A 16370-nucleotide genomic window follows, 5' to 3' on the forward strand; every position below is an offset into this window, starting at 1 on the left:
TCCGGCGGCGTGGGCCCACCCTGCGGGTTCGCTTCCCGCAACACGCACAATCGCCCTCCCGCACGGCCTTCGGCCGCACGTGAGAGCGATGGAGGGGGCGACGGGAATCGAACCCGCACAACCAGTTTGGAAGAAAACCCAGACCCTCTACCTAGTACCGCGTCTTCTCGCGAAAAACCGTGATCAGGCGCGAGAACAACTTAACACGTGGTGACCTCTGTTTACCTCCATTGACACGGGTGGAGTCCACGCGAGTCCACGTGATGGCACCGTGTCGCGACCAGCGGGTAACGTGCAGCGCCATGAGCGCTGAGACGGGATATGGAACTGGCACGTTTGACTGCCCCATCGCGTGGTGCGACGGACGGACTGAGGAGCACGGTGGCGACGGAGGATCGCCCGATGACTGGCTGCACAGCTGTGACGTCGCACGGCCCGCGTTGCGGGGCTCGCGGACTTCGCTGGTGCAACGGATTGCAGAAGGTGGCGGCCCTTCGAGGGTCTCGCTGGTCGTGAGCGTGGATGCTGACTACGCGCTCGACGAGGCTCGCGAGGTCGCAGCGGAGTTGCGCGCGATCGCTGAGATCCTTGAGGGGGTGGCCGCGTGGTGACTCGTGCGCGCATCACGCCGGCGTGGGCGTCTGCGCTCGACGAGTTCTCTCGGCGTCTGCGGCCTGATGCGGTGAATCCGACAGCGGCAGATATTGCGCGAGTGACGCGGCTCCGTCGCTTTGCACTTGACGTCGGCGACGATCCCTGGCGAGTCAGTGAGGCAATGGTGACTCGCTGGCTCTCCCAGCTAGAGGGCTCATCGATCACGGTGAAGAAATACAGGCAAGCTCTCGCTACCTTCTATCGCTGGTCTGTTGCGAGCGGGTACCTGATCGAGTCGCCGGTGGCGCCGCGCGGCAGGAGCCGCTATGAACTGGATGCTCGGTGGACGGATGCGCTCGAGCGGTTCCGCAAGCAGCAGCGAGGCGCCAGAGTGAGTGCCGAGACGATTGACATTCGTGTGGGCCACGTTCGGCGGTTTGCGCGGGAGGTCGGGGCGCGCCCTTGGGACGTCGTTGCCGAAGACGTTGCTGCATGGATCGCAGCCCTCGATGTCGCTCCGTCCACGCGGGCGAAGATGCGCGACAGCCTGCGGGCGTTCTACCGCTGGGCAGCTGCGCTCGGACTCATCGACAGCGATCCGACAGCAGAGCCGGATCGCAGGCTGGCGGCTCGTCGCGATCTTCCAGAGGTTTGGGTCGAGCCGGTTCGCGCCTATCGATCGTGGCTGAGAATGTCCGGCCACCCTGAGACAACGGTCGATCTGCGGCTTCACCAGCTGGGGAGGCTCGCGCGAGATCATCCTTCGTTGAGCCCTTGGGACGTGACGCTGGATGATCTCATCGATTGGATGTCGGGCAAGCGTTGGTCAAACGAGACCCGCAGGGCCCAGCGCTCGGCGTTGCGTTCGTTCTATCGCTGGGCCGTGGACACCGGCCGGGTGGATGACGACCCGTCCGAGCGGCTGCCGGCGATCAGGGTGGGTGTCGCTCGTCCGCGTCCTGTGCTCGACGATGAGTACGCGGCGGCTCTCGCGAAGGCGGACGCTGGCGACCGGCTCGCGTTGCGGATGGCGGCGGAACTCGGGATGAGGAGGGCCGAGGTTGCTGTCGCGCACTCGCGGGACCTCATGGACGCGACCGATGGCGCTTGGCTGTTGGTGCACGGCAAGGGCGCTCGCGAGCGGGTCATCCCCGTGCCTGAGGGTCTCGCGAACCTCATCCGCGGGACTACCGGTTACCTCTTCCCGGGGCAGTCGAACGGCCACGTTTCTCCGGCATGGCTGAGTCGGCGGATATCACGGCTGCTGCCGGAGGGCATATCCATGCACAAGCTGCGCCACAGATTCGCGACAGTCGGCTTCAACGTCGACCAGGATCTCTTCACGCTTCAGCAGCTTCTAGGCCACGCCTCGCCGGCAACGACTCAGCGGTATGTGCTCGTCAACGACGAGGCGAAACGGAGACTGGTCTCGGCGGTAGGGGCGCTCTAGCTTCCAGAGTCGCTGCGTTTCTTTCGCTCGATGGCCGCTCGAACTCCCTCGGGCAGTTTCTGCCACAGCTCGCGCGTCTGAGCAGGGCGCGCAATCAGCTCGTCCACGAGGTCATTGATTGCATCGAACAGCAGCTCGGATATCCCAGCGTCATGCGCCTCGTCGAGGTACATGAAGACCAGCTCGTTGCTGCCGTCCTCATCGGCGTGCAAGGACTCGTTCCCGAGGAAACGCACGACGTCGAGCAGTTCACCGAGTGAACTGCTCACGCGAGGCTTGAGCTCAGCGATGCGCGTATCGAGTTTCGCTCTCGAGGAGGTCGGGGCAACAATGCGGAGGAGCCGCTCAAGCGCGGCTCGTACAAGCGCAGCCCCAGCACGACGCGATATCGACAGCACTTCGCCCGCTTCGACGAACAGAGCGCGGACAGGTTCGGGCATTTCCGGATGAGGGGCCGGCGCCGCCGACGCGCGGGGGTAGATCACCTGGTCGTCACGCCAGACGCTGCTGCGTCCGCACGCCTGACAATGCGCGGCTCTCCACGTTGGACTGAAGTCCGTTCGGGGCACGAGGGATTTAACGTCGGGCCAATGCTCAGTGTCGCGAAGGTCGGACCAGGCACCTCCCTGTGGATTCACCATGATCCTGCCCACGCCTGTTGCGCCCAGGCGTCGCACCACGGGCAGTTGAGCGTCGGCGCTGGGAAGGGTCTGGGCAGGGCAGCCGAGCCGGTGCCACCTTCTGTTGATGTCATCGAGTCGCTCCTCCGTTGGTGCTGGCTTGTCAGTGGTGCATGAGATTCTCGCAGACAGGCTGACTCGCGCAGCAGCTTTGTCCTGCCCTACGGGGTTTGGGGTAGATCGATCTGCTTCGCTCTCGTTTGCTCGGAAACCTCGGTTTTTGTGGGAGAGCTGGGAGAAAACGGAAGCGGCATTCGTCATCGTCGTTCTCGTTTCGTGTCGGGCTCGGTTTTTCTGGACGGATCGGGGAGAAATGGAAGCGGCTGCGCGTGGGTGTCCCGATGTCTTCCCTCTAAAAAAGCCACCGCCGCTTCGCGCTTCGGGAACTCGTGCACATCGGTAACACGGTGCACTTTCTCGACGTTCGTGATGACTAGAGCCGTGCACACCGGTGACACGGTGCACTTTCTCGACCTTCGTGATGAGTAGAGCCGTGCACAGCGGTAACAGAGTGCACGGCTCTACGAGCTTTGTGCACGGGTCTTACCCGTGCACATCGGTCACACGTCGATCAGTTGTCGCAGGTCGAACACCAGCTCTGCCCGATCGATCCCGAGCCGGCGCGCGCACTCAGTGATGAGGGCGTCGATAATCCCGAGTGCTGGGCCGAGCTTGAGCGCGACATCGGCCGGTTCGTTTTCGAGCGCCCACCGCAACAGGCGGTCAGCTCGCGCGGCCGCTGGTGCGCGCGGGGCAGGGTCGCCGAGAGCGGCGATGATGTCGAGGATGAGCGGAGCCGAGTAGAACGGCAGGGATCGCTTCTCCATCAGTGCATCTCCAGCGTGCGCCCGCTCGCGACCGGCACGACTCGGACGGCGATGCCGTTGCGCTGAATCGTCCGAACGGCTTGATCGTAAGCGGACTGGTCAACGTCGACAGTGACCTTGATGTTCTTCTGGTCGGGCAGGCTGTAGATCTTCTTCTCGATGGCCTCCGTGTTCTCTGTCGCTTTGCCGGTCTCAGCGTCGATGTAGATCTGCTTCCCATCCGGGAGCGTGACGATCGTGTCGCCGAACTCGTCGACCTCTCTGGTTGCGTCCGCTGTGTGGTCGGCGACGTTCGCGAGCGCCTGCGACATGATGTCCGCGCGCGCGGCGCCGGCCTCCATCTCGGCGGTGAGGGAGCTGTAGGCGCCGGTAGCTCTCCCGAGCTGGTCGAGCTGCTGCGCTTGCTGGTCGTAGGACAGTTCTCCTGCATCGCGTGTCCGCTCGAATGCGGCTCGCTGAGCATCAAGCGCGTCAGACACGGCCCGGATACTCTCCTCTTGCCCTGCTTGCGCGAGGATCGCAGTCGCAACGGACACGCCCCACAGCTCGGCGTTCTCCGACGCGGTCTTGAACTTCTCCGGGTCGGTGATGATCTCGTTCGCAGCTGCGATGATCTGCCCGGCGGAGAGGACCCTGCCGCCGGCCTCGATGTACTTATCGGCCCATTCGCCGATGCGCTCTTGCGAGAGCTGGTTTGCCTCATCGATCTCCTCGAAAGCCCCGATGATCAGACCGAGGCCGGCGGCGCCGGCGGCGGTGGCGGCAAGTCCTGCGATCCCGCCCAGGGCGCCCGATCCTGCGAGCCCGCCGAGGGTATCCTGGGCGATCTGTGGCAGGTCTTCGAGGTCGCCGCGGAAGCTGGAGAACGTCTCGCCGAGGTTCTGTCGCAGCTCGCCAGAGACCTCGGCGCCTTTGTCGCCGAGCTTCGAGAATCCGCGGGTGCCTTTGTCAGCGACGTCCTCGGTTGCCCGTTCGGTGTCTTTCGCAGCCCGAGCGATATCGTCGAAGCTCCGCTCGAGGCGGCCAAGCGATCGCTCTGCGTCGCGCGCAACATCATCGAGGCTGTCAGACACGCCCGCGAGCGCCCGTCCGACGTCGTCGGTGCCGCGTTCAAGCTTGCGGGTGTTGGACAGGAACTCCACTTCGATAGGCATCAGTGTGTCTCCCCGTTCCAGTGAGCGACGCGGTCGTGTACGTTCGCGGCGGCGAGCGCATCAGTTTTTGCTCCGTATAGTTCGGCGGTCCCACCGCCACAGGACGTGCAGTGCACTGCGAACTCGCCCTCGATCTCGATCACCTCAGCGTGCATTTTCGTTTCCTTTCCTCTGTACGTCTCGACTGCGCTGCGGCCGCACGATCCCGCGCGGCCGCAGCGCGCATGTCATCGGTGCGCTGCGCGCTTTCGGCCGCGCCGAGTGGACATCTCATCGGACGGCGGCGAAGCGATACCGAGACGGGTACGCACCGCCGAAAGTCGATTGGTCGAGCCTTCCGCGACGAGTGCGGATTCGAGCTGTGATCGCAATGCGGCGAGCGCTACGGCAAAGCACGCTCCGCACGATTCAAGGCGAGGGTGTTCTCCTGCGCGCTTCTCGGGCCACAGGTCAAGCTTTCGCTTGTCGATGGCGCCGTCACTCGCACGGTCCCGTGATCCGCAAACTGGACACGCGGGAGGGAGGGTGATTGCTGCTTGATGAACTCGGCCCGTCACGATTGCTTTGCACCGGGCGATCGTTTCGTCGTGAAGCTCGAGAGCGAGCGGGCTTGCGCCTCGGGCGCGTTCGCCCGCTTGCTCGATTCGTCTAATCGAAGCTAGCTGCGCGCCTCTGAGTGGAGAGTTGTCCAGTTTGCGCGCCTGACGGCGGTGGATTGCCGGATACTCGGCGCGGTAGTCCTCCGGGACGTGGAACAGTGAGGAGGGATCGTCGTACCCGGGAGGCAGGCCGTTAGCCGTCTTCAGCTCGTGGTCCGATCGGAGGTGCGCGCCCCTGGGGTTGCGGGGGTCCATTATGTCCTTGCGGGTGGTGGCCATCGGTCATTTCCTTTCGTGGGGCTGTCTCAGAACGGTTCGTCGTCGATCAGCGTTGGGTGTGGGTCTTGCGGGTCCGGCGTCGGGTTCGGATCGGGTGGTAGATAGCGCTCCCAGGCGTCGGCAAAGTGATGGCGGTAGAACCCCTTGTGGGTCTGTGCGCCGAGCCGGATCGTGTTGCCGGTGGGGATGTCGTACTGTTTCAGCTTTCGCGAGAGGTAGTTCGGATTGATTGGCTGCCCGCTCAACATCACGCCCCACGGCGCCGCATCAAGCGCGCAGAGCTTCTCGATGAGGTCGGTGGTGGGAAGCGCGTGGTGCTCGCGCATCACTGTCCGTATGTCTGCGAGCAGGCGGATGCCGATCGTTGCTGGCCGGTCGTCCTGTTCTCCGATCATGTGGAGTGCTGCTGAGCGGGCCAGGGTGGGCCAGTTGCCTCCGGCAGCGTCCGCGACGAGCACGAGCGGCTCCCAGACATCTGCGTTTCGGTCTTGGATCTGCTCAGGGAGGACTGCTCGTCCATCCCTTAGGTCGTCGCGGACGGAATCTGCCCACGCCGATAGCGCTGCGCGGATGCGGTTTGACTCATCAACGACATCGCGGGGGCGATACGGCTCTACCCTTTCGCCTGGGGATCGCCGGCGCATGCGCACGACGACGGAACGGGTCATGAGGGTGTCCGGCAGGTCGTTGAGGCCGGCGAGCGCGACAGGGCAGAACGATGACCACTCTTCGGCGAATATCTCTTTGCCGCGGGGCACTGCGCGGCCCACCGTCGCGCCGCGGCGGTAGCCGCTGTTGAGCATTGCGCGCTTTTCCTCGGTTGCCTCACTTGGACGCTTGGTGAAGACCGCATCAACCTCGTCGAAGAGCACCGTGGGGAGCGGATCGCCGTCGTCGACGGCGATCCGGCGAAACAAGTACGCTGCTGACACGTTTACGGTGTGCACCGGGTCTGTAACGAGTCCTGATGTGACCTCGAGCGCGCGGGACTTCCCACTTCCCGGCTCGACCGACAGGAACGCGATGCGAGGGGTGTTGTAGAAGCAGTCGATGACGTGGGTGTGCGCAATCCATAGCGCGTGCGCGACAAGGGCGTGAGCGTGGGGGTATGCCACGAACCGCGAAAGGTAGGCAGCGACGTCGTCGAGGACAGCGGCCGGGTCTGAGGGGCGAGGGGCAGTGGGAATCAACGCGGCGCGGCCTTTCGTTGTGCGCTGGAGATGGTGCGACGTGCTTCGAGTTCATCGAGACCCGCGATCGTGGCAGCAGCCTCGAGGAGATCGAAGATCTCGGCTGGCGCGGCCTCCTCGACCGCGCGGCACGCCGCCCAGAACAGCCCTGCGTTCCGGTTACCTTCCTGCAGTCGTTCGACGTACGCCACGAGCTGCAGTTGCCGTGAAGGTGAGGGAGCGCCCGCAAGGGCACGTCGCGGCTTGTGACGAGGGGCGATGAGCTCTCTCAGCGTCGTGGGGAGCGCAGAAATCGGGTGAGGCCGCCAGGTGTATGCGCCACCGCTTGTGGGGTGGATGCTCGGCGGCAGCACGGTATAGCCGGTGGAGGTCTTGACGTCGATTCCGGGAGGAAGGGCCGTGGAAGTGACTTTGCCGCCCGGGTGGAGATAGAACCTGTGATGACCTCCGGTGCCGCGCCCTGACAGCACAAGAAGGGTCGGGGGCAGAGGTCCTCCGGCGACTGCCTCGAGCGCGTGCAAAGACCCGTGGTTCTGAGGGTCGATATCGAGCACAACAGCGGTGCTGGGTACGCGAGCGCCAATGTTGTGGTCTCGGCCGGCCCACCACTCGCGGATGCGGTCGGGGTCACCCGTCGCATCCTTGACTCCGTGTCGCGTGATCGGCACCTTCCCGCGCAATGGAATGATCTCCCACCCCGCCTCCGCGAGGGCGAGTGCGTCGTCGAGGGTGGGCATCAGAGTTCCCCGTGTCGAGGTGCCATTCGGCTCAGAGCGGCGGCGATGTTGAGCAGCTCTTCACGCTGAGGTCGCAGTGACGGCCGCGCGGCGAGTCTGCGCAGAGAGACGAGCGCCGTCTCCCAGCGTTCTGAGCGTTGCCGTGGCGGAGGCGTCCGTTCGAGGGCGGCCAGGTGTTCGGCGGCCGCGGTGAGCAGCTCTCGATCGGGCGGTGCTGCGGAAGACGATACGGCGGAGAGCGTGGTCAGTAGTCGCAGGCGGACTTCCTGCCGGCGCGCGGCGATCTGGGCGGGTGATCGGCGGAATGGGTAGGCGGCGTTGATCACGGTCTCGAGTCCTCTCCGCGGAGGGCACGCGCTGCTACGGCGATCTCTCTGCGAGTGAGAGTGACCGGCACTGGTGTCCGCGCCGCAAGTTCCGCGAGCGCACGGCGGAACTCGCGGCTGCCGGGGTGGAGCTTTCGGGTCTCCGCAGGGAGCAAACTCAGCGCCGCACGGAGGTATCGCGCCGGGAGTGACTCGACGTTCGATGTCTGGGCAGTCATCGGGCCGGCCGGGTGTTCGCCTCGAGGTAAGCCTCGAGATCGGAGATGCGGATTCGCACGAGCGATCCGATCTTTGCGACCGGTACGCGGCGCTGGTCGACGAGCCGGCGGATCATTCGCACGGACGTGCCGGTGTAGGCAGCGGCTTGCTCGACAGTGAGGAACTGGGGTTCGAGTGGGAAGGTTGACATTGCCGAGAACTCCCTCCGGGAGTCACGGGACGACCTTGATGCGCGATTGGTCACGCGGGAGTAGCGTCAGCGCAGCGGCACGGCTTGCGATTCAGACAACGGCGAACGCGCGGCGGTCGCCCCTGGGGGAGAAGGTCCGGCTGGTGTCTGTCACGCCCTGCGCTGACGCGCGCGTGACGGGGCGCGGGGAGCAGCTGGCCGGCTGCGTCGGCGGGCGCGCAATGCGGGAGCAGGCGGGCCAGAAATCGGAGGCGAGCCCAGCGCAACTGCGGTGGAGATCAGCGAGGCGAGTGTGACTAGGAGGCGCAGAAGCGAGTCCGCGTTGAAGCTACTCCGGTCGCTGACCGTGTTCTCGGTGATTACTGCCTGCACCTCATTGACGAACTCCCGCATGTCCGCGGCGGAACCGTCGGCGAGGATTGCTCGCATCCTGAGTACCAATCGAGCAACGGCATGCGGTGGGAGCGACCTCAGCTCGAATAGGGCGGCTGCGTAGTCGGAATCGGGCGAGTCCGAGTCAGTCGAATCGGCGCCGGCCGCGACCGCGGATATCGCTCCGACCAGGGCGAGACGGTCGACACGAGCACGATCGGCGGGCAGCGTGGCGCCTCTGCGCCAGGCTTTCCGTGTCGTGTCGTTCACGTTGTGTCTCCCGTTGTCCGCGGTTCCCTGTGGGTGATCCCGAATATCACACGTGTTCCCCTCGAAACGCGGGCATTTGTCGGGTTGGTCGGCGTGTCGGGGGCGCGCTGTGCACCGTGTGACCGATGTGCACGGGTTTCCCCGGAAGCCAGGCTGTCCCGTCATCGCTGCTGAGAGTCCGTGCCGGAGGCAGCCGAGAACATCGCGTCGAGGCGCGCAGCGAGCAGCTGGTCGGAGTCGTCGACAGCGTGCGCGTAGATCTGTGCGGCGCGATTTGTTGTGTGCCCGAGCCGGCGCTGCACGTCGGGGAGGGAAGCTCCCGCGCGATAGGCGAGGGTCGCTCCGGTATGGCGCAGATCGTGCCAGGTGAGGTCGGGACGGCCGATCGCCTTGCGGGCACGGCCGAAGAGGACTGATCGGCGGGACGCTGACACAGGCGCGCCGCCTTCAAGCGCGAACACGAGCGCGTCGGGCGCGTCGGGTACGAACTCTCGCAGATGTCGCTCGAGGGCTTCGAGTACGAAGCGGGGGAGGTGGATCTCCCGCCGGCTCTTGACGGTCTTTGGTCTCCCGAACGCAATGCCGCCACTCGGCAGCTGTATAAGCGCTCGCTCGACGTGGAGCGTCCCCCGGTCAATGTCGACGTGCCGGCGGGCGAGGGCGAAAAGCTCGCCGGCGCGTAGGCCGGACCATGCGGCCACGGTCACCGCTGCGGCGAGTCGAGCGGGCATGTGCGCGGCGAGGGCTGCGACTTCAGCTGGGCTTGCCGTGCCCCGCTCCCGGTGGCGAGCTTGGCCTGCGCCCTTCAACTGACAGGGCGAGGACGGGATGAGCCCGTCAGTGAGAGCCGTGTTCATGAGAGTGCGAAGCAGTCGGTACGCATTCGCTGCGGCGGACTCACCAGCGTTCTCGGGCACGGGTCGATGAACCGTGGGTAGGGGGGCTCCTGCGCAGCGCCAGGCTGCGAAGACGCGCTCAGGGATGCGCCCCGAAACGGGGACGGAGAGGCCTCGAGCGATCGCCCAGGCTCTCGCGGGATGACTGGCCCGCGCGCGCTCTCGCGCCGCGCGCGCCGTGGCGCGCTCCTGAGCGCGGGTGAAGACGGCTGCGTACCACGCACGTACGACAGCGGGGGAGATATCCGTTATCGGCATCGCTCCCAGTTCCACGCCGCGTGCGCCATCGCTCGCGGACACGTGCGGGAGGACCCATGTTTCGAGGGTGCGTGCGTACAGGTCTCGTGTTCGCGGGGATAGATCGGGGCGCGCCGCGAGCCAGGCATGGCCAAACTCCGCGAGGGTTACTGCGCTGTCGTCGGGGTCTCGCCAGAGTCCCCGGGCTCGGTCTGCCCGTTCTGTCGCGAGCCACGCGTGGGCCTCGGCCTTCGTCTCGAAGGTGCGCGGCGCGCTGTACTTGCGGCCATCCTGTCGGTAGAACGCTCGCCAGCGGCCTGAGGGGAGCTGCTCGGCGCTTCCCCACATGCCTGGTGCACGCCGTCGTGAGCGAGGGGAGGGAGCCATGTTCGGCCTCTCGATTCGGCCCGTGAGTCCACGGGAGTCCACGAGAGGGTCTGAACTCGCTCTCTACTTCCCCCACTCGCCTTTGAGAATCCGCGGATTCTCAAAGGCTGTGAGTGGAGGGGGCGACGGGAATCGAACCCGCACAACCAGTTTGGAAGACTGGGACTCTACCATTGAGCTACGCCCCCGCAGCGGCCGGAGCCGCAGCATCCGACAGTCTATAGGGCACCGCGACCCGTCCTCGCATCCGCCGCCCGCCGGTGCCTCCCGAAGGTAGGAGAAATCGCCGGCGTAGGACGAATGCCGGGCGAATCGTCCTACCCCGAGGAGAGCCCCAACGCCCGGGAGATCGACGGCACCCCGCAACGCTGGCCCGCGCGTCAGCTAGACTTCTGTGGGCCGTCTGTCGCACAGCGCGTGAGATCCCGCCCGGGGCGTAGCTCAGCTTGGTAGAGCGCCCGCTTTGGGAGCGGGAAGTCGCAGGTTCAAATCCTGTCGCCCCGACGTCACGGCCCTACACCCAGACCTTTCACCGCGCTTCGGTGCGGTGCAGCACGAGGAGAACAACACAGGCATGGTCACCAGCACTGTCGAGAAGCTCAGCCCGACCCGCGTCAAGCTGCTGCTCTCGATCACCCCCGACGAACTCAAGCCGAGCATCGCGCACGCGTACGAGCACATCGCGAAGGATGTCCAGATCCCTGGCTTCCGCAAGGGCAAGGTTCCGGCTCCGATCATCGACCAGCGCATCGGTCGCGGGGCAGTCCTCGAGCACGCCGTCAACGACGGACTCGACCGCTTCTACCGCGAGGCAGTGGAGGCGCAAGAGCTGCGCGTCATCGGACGCCCGAGCGCCGACATCACCGAGTGGCCCAATGAGAAGGACTTCTCTGGCGACCTGAAGGTCGAGATCGAGGTCGATGTTCGCCCCGAAGTCACCCTCCCCGCCCTGGACAATCTCACCGTGGAGATCGAGGCGGTCGAGGTCGACGACGCTGCCGTGGATGCCGAACTCGACAAGCTTCGTGCTCGCTTCGGCACGCTCATCACCGTGGACCGCCCCGCCACCTCTGGCGACTTCGTCGAGCTCAACCTCGTCGCCACCATCGAAGGTGCCGAGATCGACCGCGCCGAAGGCGTGTCGTACGAGGTTGGTTCGGGCGAGCTGCTCGAGGGCATCGACGAGGCCATCGAGTCGCTCACCGCAGGTGAAGACACGACGTTCCGCTCGAAGCTCGTCGGTGGCGACCACGCCGGTGAAGAGGCCGAGGTTGCGGTCACCGTGACCAGCGTCAAGGAGCGCGAGCTGCCCGAGGCAGACGACGACTTCGCGCAGATCGCGAGCGAGTTCGACACCATCGCGGAGCTGCGCGAGAGCCTGCGTTCCACCGCTTCCCAGCAGTCGGGCCTGCAGCAGACCGCCGCTGCGCGCGACAAGCTCGTTGACATGCTGATCGAGCAGGTTGAGATTCCGGTGCCTGCCGGCCTCATCGAAGACGAGGTTCACCAGCACCTCGAGGGCGAAGGTCGTCTCGAAGACGACGAGCACCGCGCCGAGGTCACCGAGGCATCCGAGAAGCAGTTCCGCACGCAGATGATCCTCGACAAGCTCACCGAGACGTATGACGTCAAGGTCTCGCAGGATGAGCTCACGCAGTACCTGATCCAGTCGGCTGCGCAGTACGGTATGTCGCCGCAGGACTTCGTGAACGCGATTCAGCAGGGCAACCAGCTTCCGGCGATGGTGGGCGAGGTTGCGCGCAGCAAGGCGCTTGTCCGCGCACTGCGCGACGTGAAGATCGTCGACACGGCCGGCGCTGCCGTCGACCTGTCCGCGCACCTCGTGCTCGCCGAGGACGAGGCTGAGGAAGAGGTCGTCGAGGAGGCTCAGGACATCGCCGATGCCGCAGCCGACGCCGACGAGATCATCGAGGCCGAAGAGAAGCCGGCGCCGAAGAAGCGCGCACCGCGCACCTCGAAGAAGGCCGACGCCTAGTAGACCAAACGGTTACGAAGGGCGGATGCTGCAGCACGCAGCATCCGCCCTTTGCCCTAGCAAGGGGTAGATGGTGCAGACCTGGGATAAGCGGGTGGCTGCCGTGTGGGCGGATGATTCCCTCACCGACGAGGAGCGAATTGTGCTCATCGATGCGATCGCAGCCGAGCGCGCCGGAGACGATCCGCGTGCGTTGTTCGAACGCGCAGGCGCACGGGATGCCGCCGGGTTGGAGCGCGAGGCAGAGTCCCTGTACCGCGCAGCGATTGCCGCGGGCCTTTCGGGCCCCGAACTCCCGCAGGCTGTCATCCAGCTCGCGAGCACGCTGCGCAACCTTGGCCGTGTCGAGGAGGCTCTGGACCTGCTCCGGCCCGAGTACGAGCGCGGTGCCGCGGTGGAGCTCCGAGACGAGGTAGCCGCGTTCTATGCCCTCACGCTCGTTTCGGCAGGTCAGCCGGATGCCGCGGCATCCGTCGCCTTGGCGGCCCTCGCACCGCACCTCACCCGTTATCGCCGCTCGGTCGAGGCGTACGCCCGGGAGCTCACCGCGCCGCACGATCTGCCTACGGCGAACACGAGCGGGTCGCCCGAACCCCGCCGGTAGATTCGATGTCACGCAACGAACACGGGAGCACACATGGCTGAACCACTGGTCGCGACGAGCGTCTTCGACAGGCTGCTGAGAGACCGCATCATCTGGCTGGGGTCGGAGGTGCGCGACGAGAACGCGAACGAGATCTGCGCGAAGATTCTGCTTCTTGCTGCGGAGGACTCGCAGAAGGACATCTACCTCTACATCAACTCGCCCGGTGGCTCGATCACGGCGGGTATGGCGATCTACGACACGATGCAGTTCGTGCCCAACGACATCGTCACCGTCGGTATCGGCATGGCCGCCTCGATGGGCCAGCTGCTGTTGACCAGCGGGACCAAGGGCAAGCGCTACATCACGCCGAACGCGCGTGTGCTGCTGCACCAGCCGCACGGTGGTTTCGGTGGCACCGCGAGCGACATCCAGACGCAGGCGCAGCTGATCACCTCGATGAAGAACCGCCTCGCCGAGATCACTGCCGCGCAAACCGGAAAGTCCGTCGAGCAGATCAACGAGGACGGCGACCGCGACCGCTGGTTCACCGCCGACGAGGCGCTCGAGTACGGGTTCGTCGACCACATTCGTGAGCACGCCGCCGATGTTGCAGGCGGCGGCGGAACCGACACGAAGTAACCAGCGGCGCGAGCGAAGAAGAGAGTAAACGCATGAACACCCCGAACCTCCGCCTCCCGCAGGCCTCGCCCTCAGCGCTGCAGATGCCCAGTAGCCGCTACGTCCTCCCGCAGTTCGAGGAACGCACCGCCTACGGCTACAAGCGTCAGGACCCCTACAACAAGCTCTTCGAGGACCGCGTCATCTTCCTGGGTGTCCAGGTGGACGACGCCTCGGCAGACGACGTCATGGCGCAGCTGCTGGTGCTCGAGTCGCAGGATCCTGACCGCGACATCATCATGTACATCAACTCGCCCGGTGGATCCTTCACCGCGATGACGGCGATCTACGACACGATGCAGTACGTCTCGCCCCAGATCCAGACCGTGGTCCTCGGCCAGGCCGCCTCGGCTGCTGCGGTGCTGCTCGCGGCGGGGGCTCCTGGCAAGCGCCTCGCACTGCCCAACGCTCGCATCCTCATCCACCAGCCCGCCATGGGTGAGGCCGGTCACGGGCAGGCGTCAGACATCGAGATCCAGGCGGCGGAGATCCTCCGTATGCGTACGTGGCTCGAAGCGACGCTCGCGAAGCACTCCCACCGCAGCGCTCAAGAGGTCAACCGCGACATCGACCGCGACAAGATCCTCTCCGCGGAAGAGGCCGTCACCTACGGGCTGGTCGACCAGGTGCTCACGACGCGCAAGCGTCAGCCTGCGTTGCCCGCAAAGTAAGACCAGAAACCGGGCCCCGGCATCCGTCATACGACGCGGATGCCGGGGTCCGGCCCTGTCGGCACGAGCTGCGCGCAATCCCACCGGATGTCGCCGGCCTCGGTTAGGCTCGGACCACAGCCGCCCGGAACGAGGAGGACCCCCTGATGGCACGCATCGGTGAGAGCGCTGATCTGTTCAAGTGCTCTTTCTGCGGTAAGAGCCAAAAGCAGGTGCAGCAACTCATCGCCGGACCCGGCGTGTACATCTGCGACGAGTGCGTCGAACTCTGCAACGAGATCATCGAAGAGCGCATGGCAGAGTCCGGTGATGGCGTTGTCGCCGACTTCGATCTGCCCAAGCCGCGCGAGATCTTCGCGTTCCTCGAGGAGTACGTCGTCGGCCAGGAGCCTGCCAAGCGCGCGCTGTCGGTTGCTGTCTACAACCACTACAAGCGTGTCCGTGCCCACTCGACGTTGCAGCCTGCCGAGCAGCGCGCTGAAGACATTGAGATCGCCAAGAGCAACATCCTTCTTCTGGGCCCGACGGGCTGCGGAAAGACCTACCTCGCCCAGACGCTTGCGAAGCGCTTGAACGTGCCGTTCGCGGTTGCTGATGCGACCGCACTGACCGAGGCTGGCTACGTCGGTGAGGACGTCGAGAACATCCTCCTGAAGCTCCTGCAAGCGGCCGACTTCGACACCAAGCGCGCTGAGACCGGCATCATCTACATCGACGAGGTCGACAAGATCGCCCGCAAGGCCGAGAACCCCTCCATCACGCGGGATGTCTCGGGCGAGGGCGTGCAACAGGCTCTCTTGAAGATCCTCGAGGGAACCGTCGCATCGGTGCCGCCGCAGGGTGGTCGCAAGCATCCGCACCAGGAGTTCATCCAGATCGACACCACGAATGTGTTGTTCATCGTTGCTGGCGCGTTCGCCGGGCTGGAAGACATCATCTCGTCGCGCGTTGGCAAGCACGGGGTGGGCTTCGGGGCACCCCTTCACAACAAGGGCGACGACCTCAGTTTGTTCAGCGAGGTTCAGCCCGAGGATCTGCACAAGTTCGGCCTGATCCCCGAGTTCATCGGGCGGCTTCCCGTTGTCGCATCCGTGTCGCCGCTTGACCGTGAGGCCCTTATTGAAATCCTTACGGCTCCCAAGAACGCTCTCGTCAAGCAGTACCAGCGTATGTTCGAGATCGACGGAGTCGGCCTCGAGTTCGACGACGAGGCGCTGGTCGCGATCGCAGACCTCGCTGTCGCTCGAAAGACCGGCGCCCGTGGATTGCGCGCGATCCTCGAAGACGTGTTGGGTCCGATCATGTTCGAGATTCCGTCGGCCGAGAACGTGGACAAGGTCATCGTCACGCGCGCCGCCGTCGAGGACGGCGCAGCCCCAACCCTCGTGCTGCGGCAGGCTCGTAAGTCCGCCTGAGCTGGCGGCCACGTCCCGCCCGCTGAGGGATGTCGGGACTCCCGAGTAGCGTCGCAGCGTGACGAGATTCATCTACGACACCGCGACCAGCCTTACCGGCTGGATCGCTGACTCCGACCACTCCTTGCAGTGGCTCTTCGACGTGCCCGGCGGCACGGAGCCCGATCCGGAGCTCCTGCCGCCCACTGATGCGCTCATCGTCGAGGGCTCATCCACGTACGAGTGGCTCCTGCGCGAGTCTGACCTCGTCGATCACCCTGAGAAGTGGCAGGAGCTGTTCGGCACTCGGCGCACGTTCGTCTTCACGACGAGGAACCTCCCCGTGCCAGAGGGCGCAAACGTGACGTTTGTGTCAGGACCCGTGTCGGCCGTGTTGAGCGAGATCCGCGAGGCGGCGGGCGAGTCAGACGTCTGGATCGTCGGCGGCGGGGAACTTGCCGCGCAGTTCTACGACGCCGGCGCGCTCGACGAGATCGCCATATCGATCGCGCCCGTTGCGCTGACCAGCGGTGCGCCCCTGTTTCCGCGTCGGGTTGAGTCGGATCGACTCCGCCTCGTCGAAGCGCGTCAGGTCGGCCAGTTCGCGCGGCTGCGGTTTCTCGTTACGCCTTCATAAG

15 protein-coding genes and 2 tRNA genes are annotated in these 16370 nt (G+C 65.4%); 9 read left to right on the top strand and 8 right to left on the bottom strand.

Translation table 11 applies throughout. The features are described 5' to 3' along the window. Positions 1-302 precede the first annotated feature (302 nt). Together ACQVDU_RS03005 and ACQVDU_RS03010 are read left to right on the top strand one after the other, a co-directional pair. Positions 303-611, top strand: coding sequence for a DUF6907 domain-containing protein (locus tag ACQVDU_RS03005; RefSeq protein WP_443476215.1), 309 nt, complete (start codon positions 303-305; stop codon positions 609-611). Continuing rightward, a complete protein-coding gene (locus tag ACQVDU_RS03010; RefSeq protein ID WP_443476216.1) occupies positions 605-2044 on the top strand; it encodes a tyrosine-type recombinase/integrase in 1440 nt (479 codons plus the stop codon). The genes ACQVDU_RS03005 and ACQVDU_RS03010 overlap by 7 nt, the downstream gene beginning before the upstream one ends. Here the strand turns inward: ACQVDU_RS03010 and ACQVDU_RS03015 are convergent. The 8 genes from ACQVDU_RS03015 to ACQVDU_RS03050 all read right to left on the bottom strand — a co-directional run bounded on the left by ACQVDU_RS03015 (position 2041) and on the right by ACQVDU_RS03050 (position 10595). Further along, on the bottom strand, positions 2041-2985 hold the full coding sequence (locus tag ACQVDU_RS03015; RefSeq protein ID WP_443476217.1) for a DUF4145 domain-containing protein: 945 nt from the start codon (positions 2983-2985) through the stop codon (positions 2041-2043). The genes ACQVDU_RS03010 and ACQVDU_RS03015 overlap by 4 nt on opposite strands. A gap of 299 nt (positions 2986-3284) precedes the next feature. Continuing rightward, positions 3285-3551, bottom strand: coding sequence for a hypothetical protein (locus ACQVDU_RS03020; RefSeq protein ID WP_443476218.1), 267 nt, complete (start codon positions 3549-3551; stop codon positions 3285-3287). Then, on the bottom strand, positions 3551-4705 hold the full coding sequence (locus tag ACQVDU_RS03025; protein WP_443476219.1) for a hypothetical protein: 1155 nt from the start codon (positions 4703-4705) through the stop codon (positions 3551-3553). Before ACQVDU_RS03025 ends, ACQVDU_RS03020 begins: the two co-directional genes overlap by 1 nt. A gap of 904 nt (positions 4706-5609) precedes the next feature. Beyond that, on the bottom strand, positions 5610-6698 hold the full coding sequence (locus ACQVDU_RS03030) for a DUF3631 domain-containing protein (RefSeq protein ID WP_443476220.1): 1089 nt from the start codon (positions 6696-6698) through the stop codon (positions 5610-5612). 71 nt (positions 6699-6769) lie between these two features. Continuing rightward, the gene (locus ACQVDU_RS03035; RefSeq protein ID WP_443476221.1) at positions 6770-7510 is read right to left on the bottom strand and encodes a bifunctional DNA primase/polymerase; all 741 of its coding nucleotides are present in this window, start codon (positions 7508-7510) and stop codon (positions 6770-6772) included. 540 nt (positions 7511-8050) lie between these two features. Beyond that, positions 8051-8245 (bottom strand): helix-turn-helix domain-containing protein, encoded by a 195-nt coding sequence (locus tag ACQVDU_RS03040; RefSeq protein WP_443476222.1) that lies wholly within the window; start codon positions 8243-8245, stop codon positions 8051-8053. Between the two features lie 803 nt (positions 8246-9048). Continuing rightward, a complete protein-coding gene (locus ACQVDU_RS03045; protein ID WP_443476223.1) occupies positions 9049-10407 on the bottom strand; it encodes a tyrosine-type recombinase/integrase in 1359 nt (452 codons plus the stop codon). A gap of 114 nt (positions 10408-10521) precedes the next feature. Beyond that, positions 10522-10595: transfer RNA gene (locus ACQVDU_RS03050), tRNA-Gly, on the bottom strand. A 242-nt stretch (positions 10596-10837) separates the two neighbouring features. Between ACQVDU_RS03050 and ACQVDU_RS03055 the strand changes: the two genes are divergently transcribed. The 7 genes from ACQVDU_RS03055 (at position 10838) to ACQVDU_RS03085 (ending at position 16369) form a co-directional block, all read left to right on the top strand. Further along, a tRNA-Pro gene (locus ACQVDU_RS03055) sits at positions 10838-10911 on the top strand. Between the two features lie 70 nt (positions 10912-10981). Beyond that, positions 10982-12403 (top strand): trigger factor, encoded by a 1422-nt coding sequence (gene tig / locus ACQVDU_RS03060; RefSeq protein ID WP_443476224.1) that lies wholly within the window; start codon positions 10982-10984, stop codon positions 12401-12403. A gap of 70 nt (positions 12404-12473) precedes the next feature. Beyond that, positions 12474-13007, top strand: a complete 534-nt coding sequence (locus ACQVDU_RS03065; protein WP_300590365.1) for a tetratricopeptide repeat protein — start codon at positions 12474-12476, stop codon at positions 13005-13007. Between the two features lie 33 nt (positions 13008-13040). Then, complete coding sequence (locus ACQVDU_RS03070) at positions 13041-13628, top strand: ATP-dependent Clp protease proteolytic subunit (protein WP_363495190.1); 588 nt, start codon at positions 13041-13043, stop codon at positions 13626-13628. 32 nt (positions 13629-13660) lie between these two features. After that, the gene (locus ACQVDU_RS03075) at positions 13661-14338 is read left to right on the top strand and encodes an ATP-dependent Clp protease proteolytic subunit (protein ID WP_300594367.1); all 678 of its coding nucleotides are present in this window, start codon (positions 13661-13663) and stop codon (positions 14336-14338) included. A gap of 146 nt (positions 14339-14484) precedes the next feature. Further along, positions 14485-15753 (top strand): ATP-dependent Clp protease ATP-binding subunit ClpX, encoded by a 1269-nt coding sequence (gene clpX, locus ACQVDU_RS03080; RefSeq protein WP_300594370.1) that lies wholly within the window; start codon positions 14485-14487, stop codon positions 15751-15753. A gap of 58 nt (positions 15754-15811) precedes the next feature. After that, the gene (locus ACQVDU_RS03085; RefSeq protein ID WP_300594372.1) at positions 15812-16369 is read left to right on the top strand and encodes a dihydrofolate reductase family protein; all 558 of its coding nucleotides are present in this window, start codon (positions 15812-15814) and stop codon (positions 16367-16369) included. The last annotated feature ends 1 nt before the right edge of the window (position 16370 follow it).

This window comes from Microbacterium sp. F2, from assembly GCF_052274505.1.
In the GTDB taxonomy this organism is placed as follows: Bacteria; Actinomycetota; Actinomycetes; order Actinomycetales; family Microbacteriaceae; genus Microbacterium.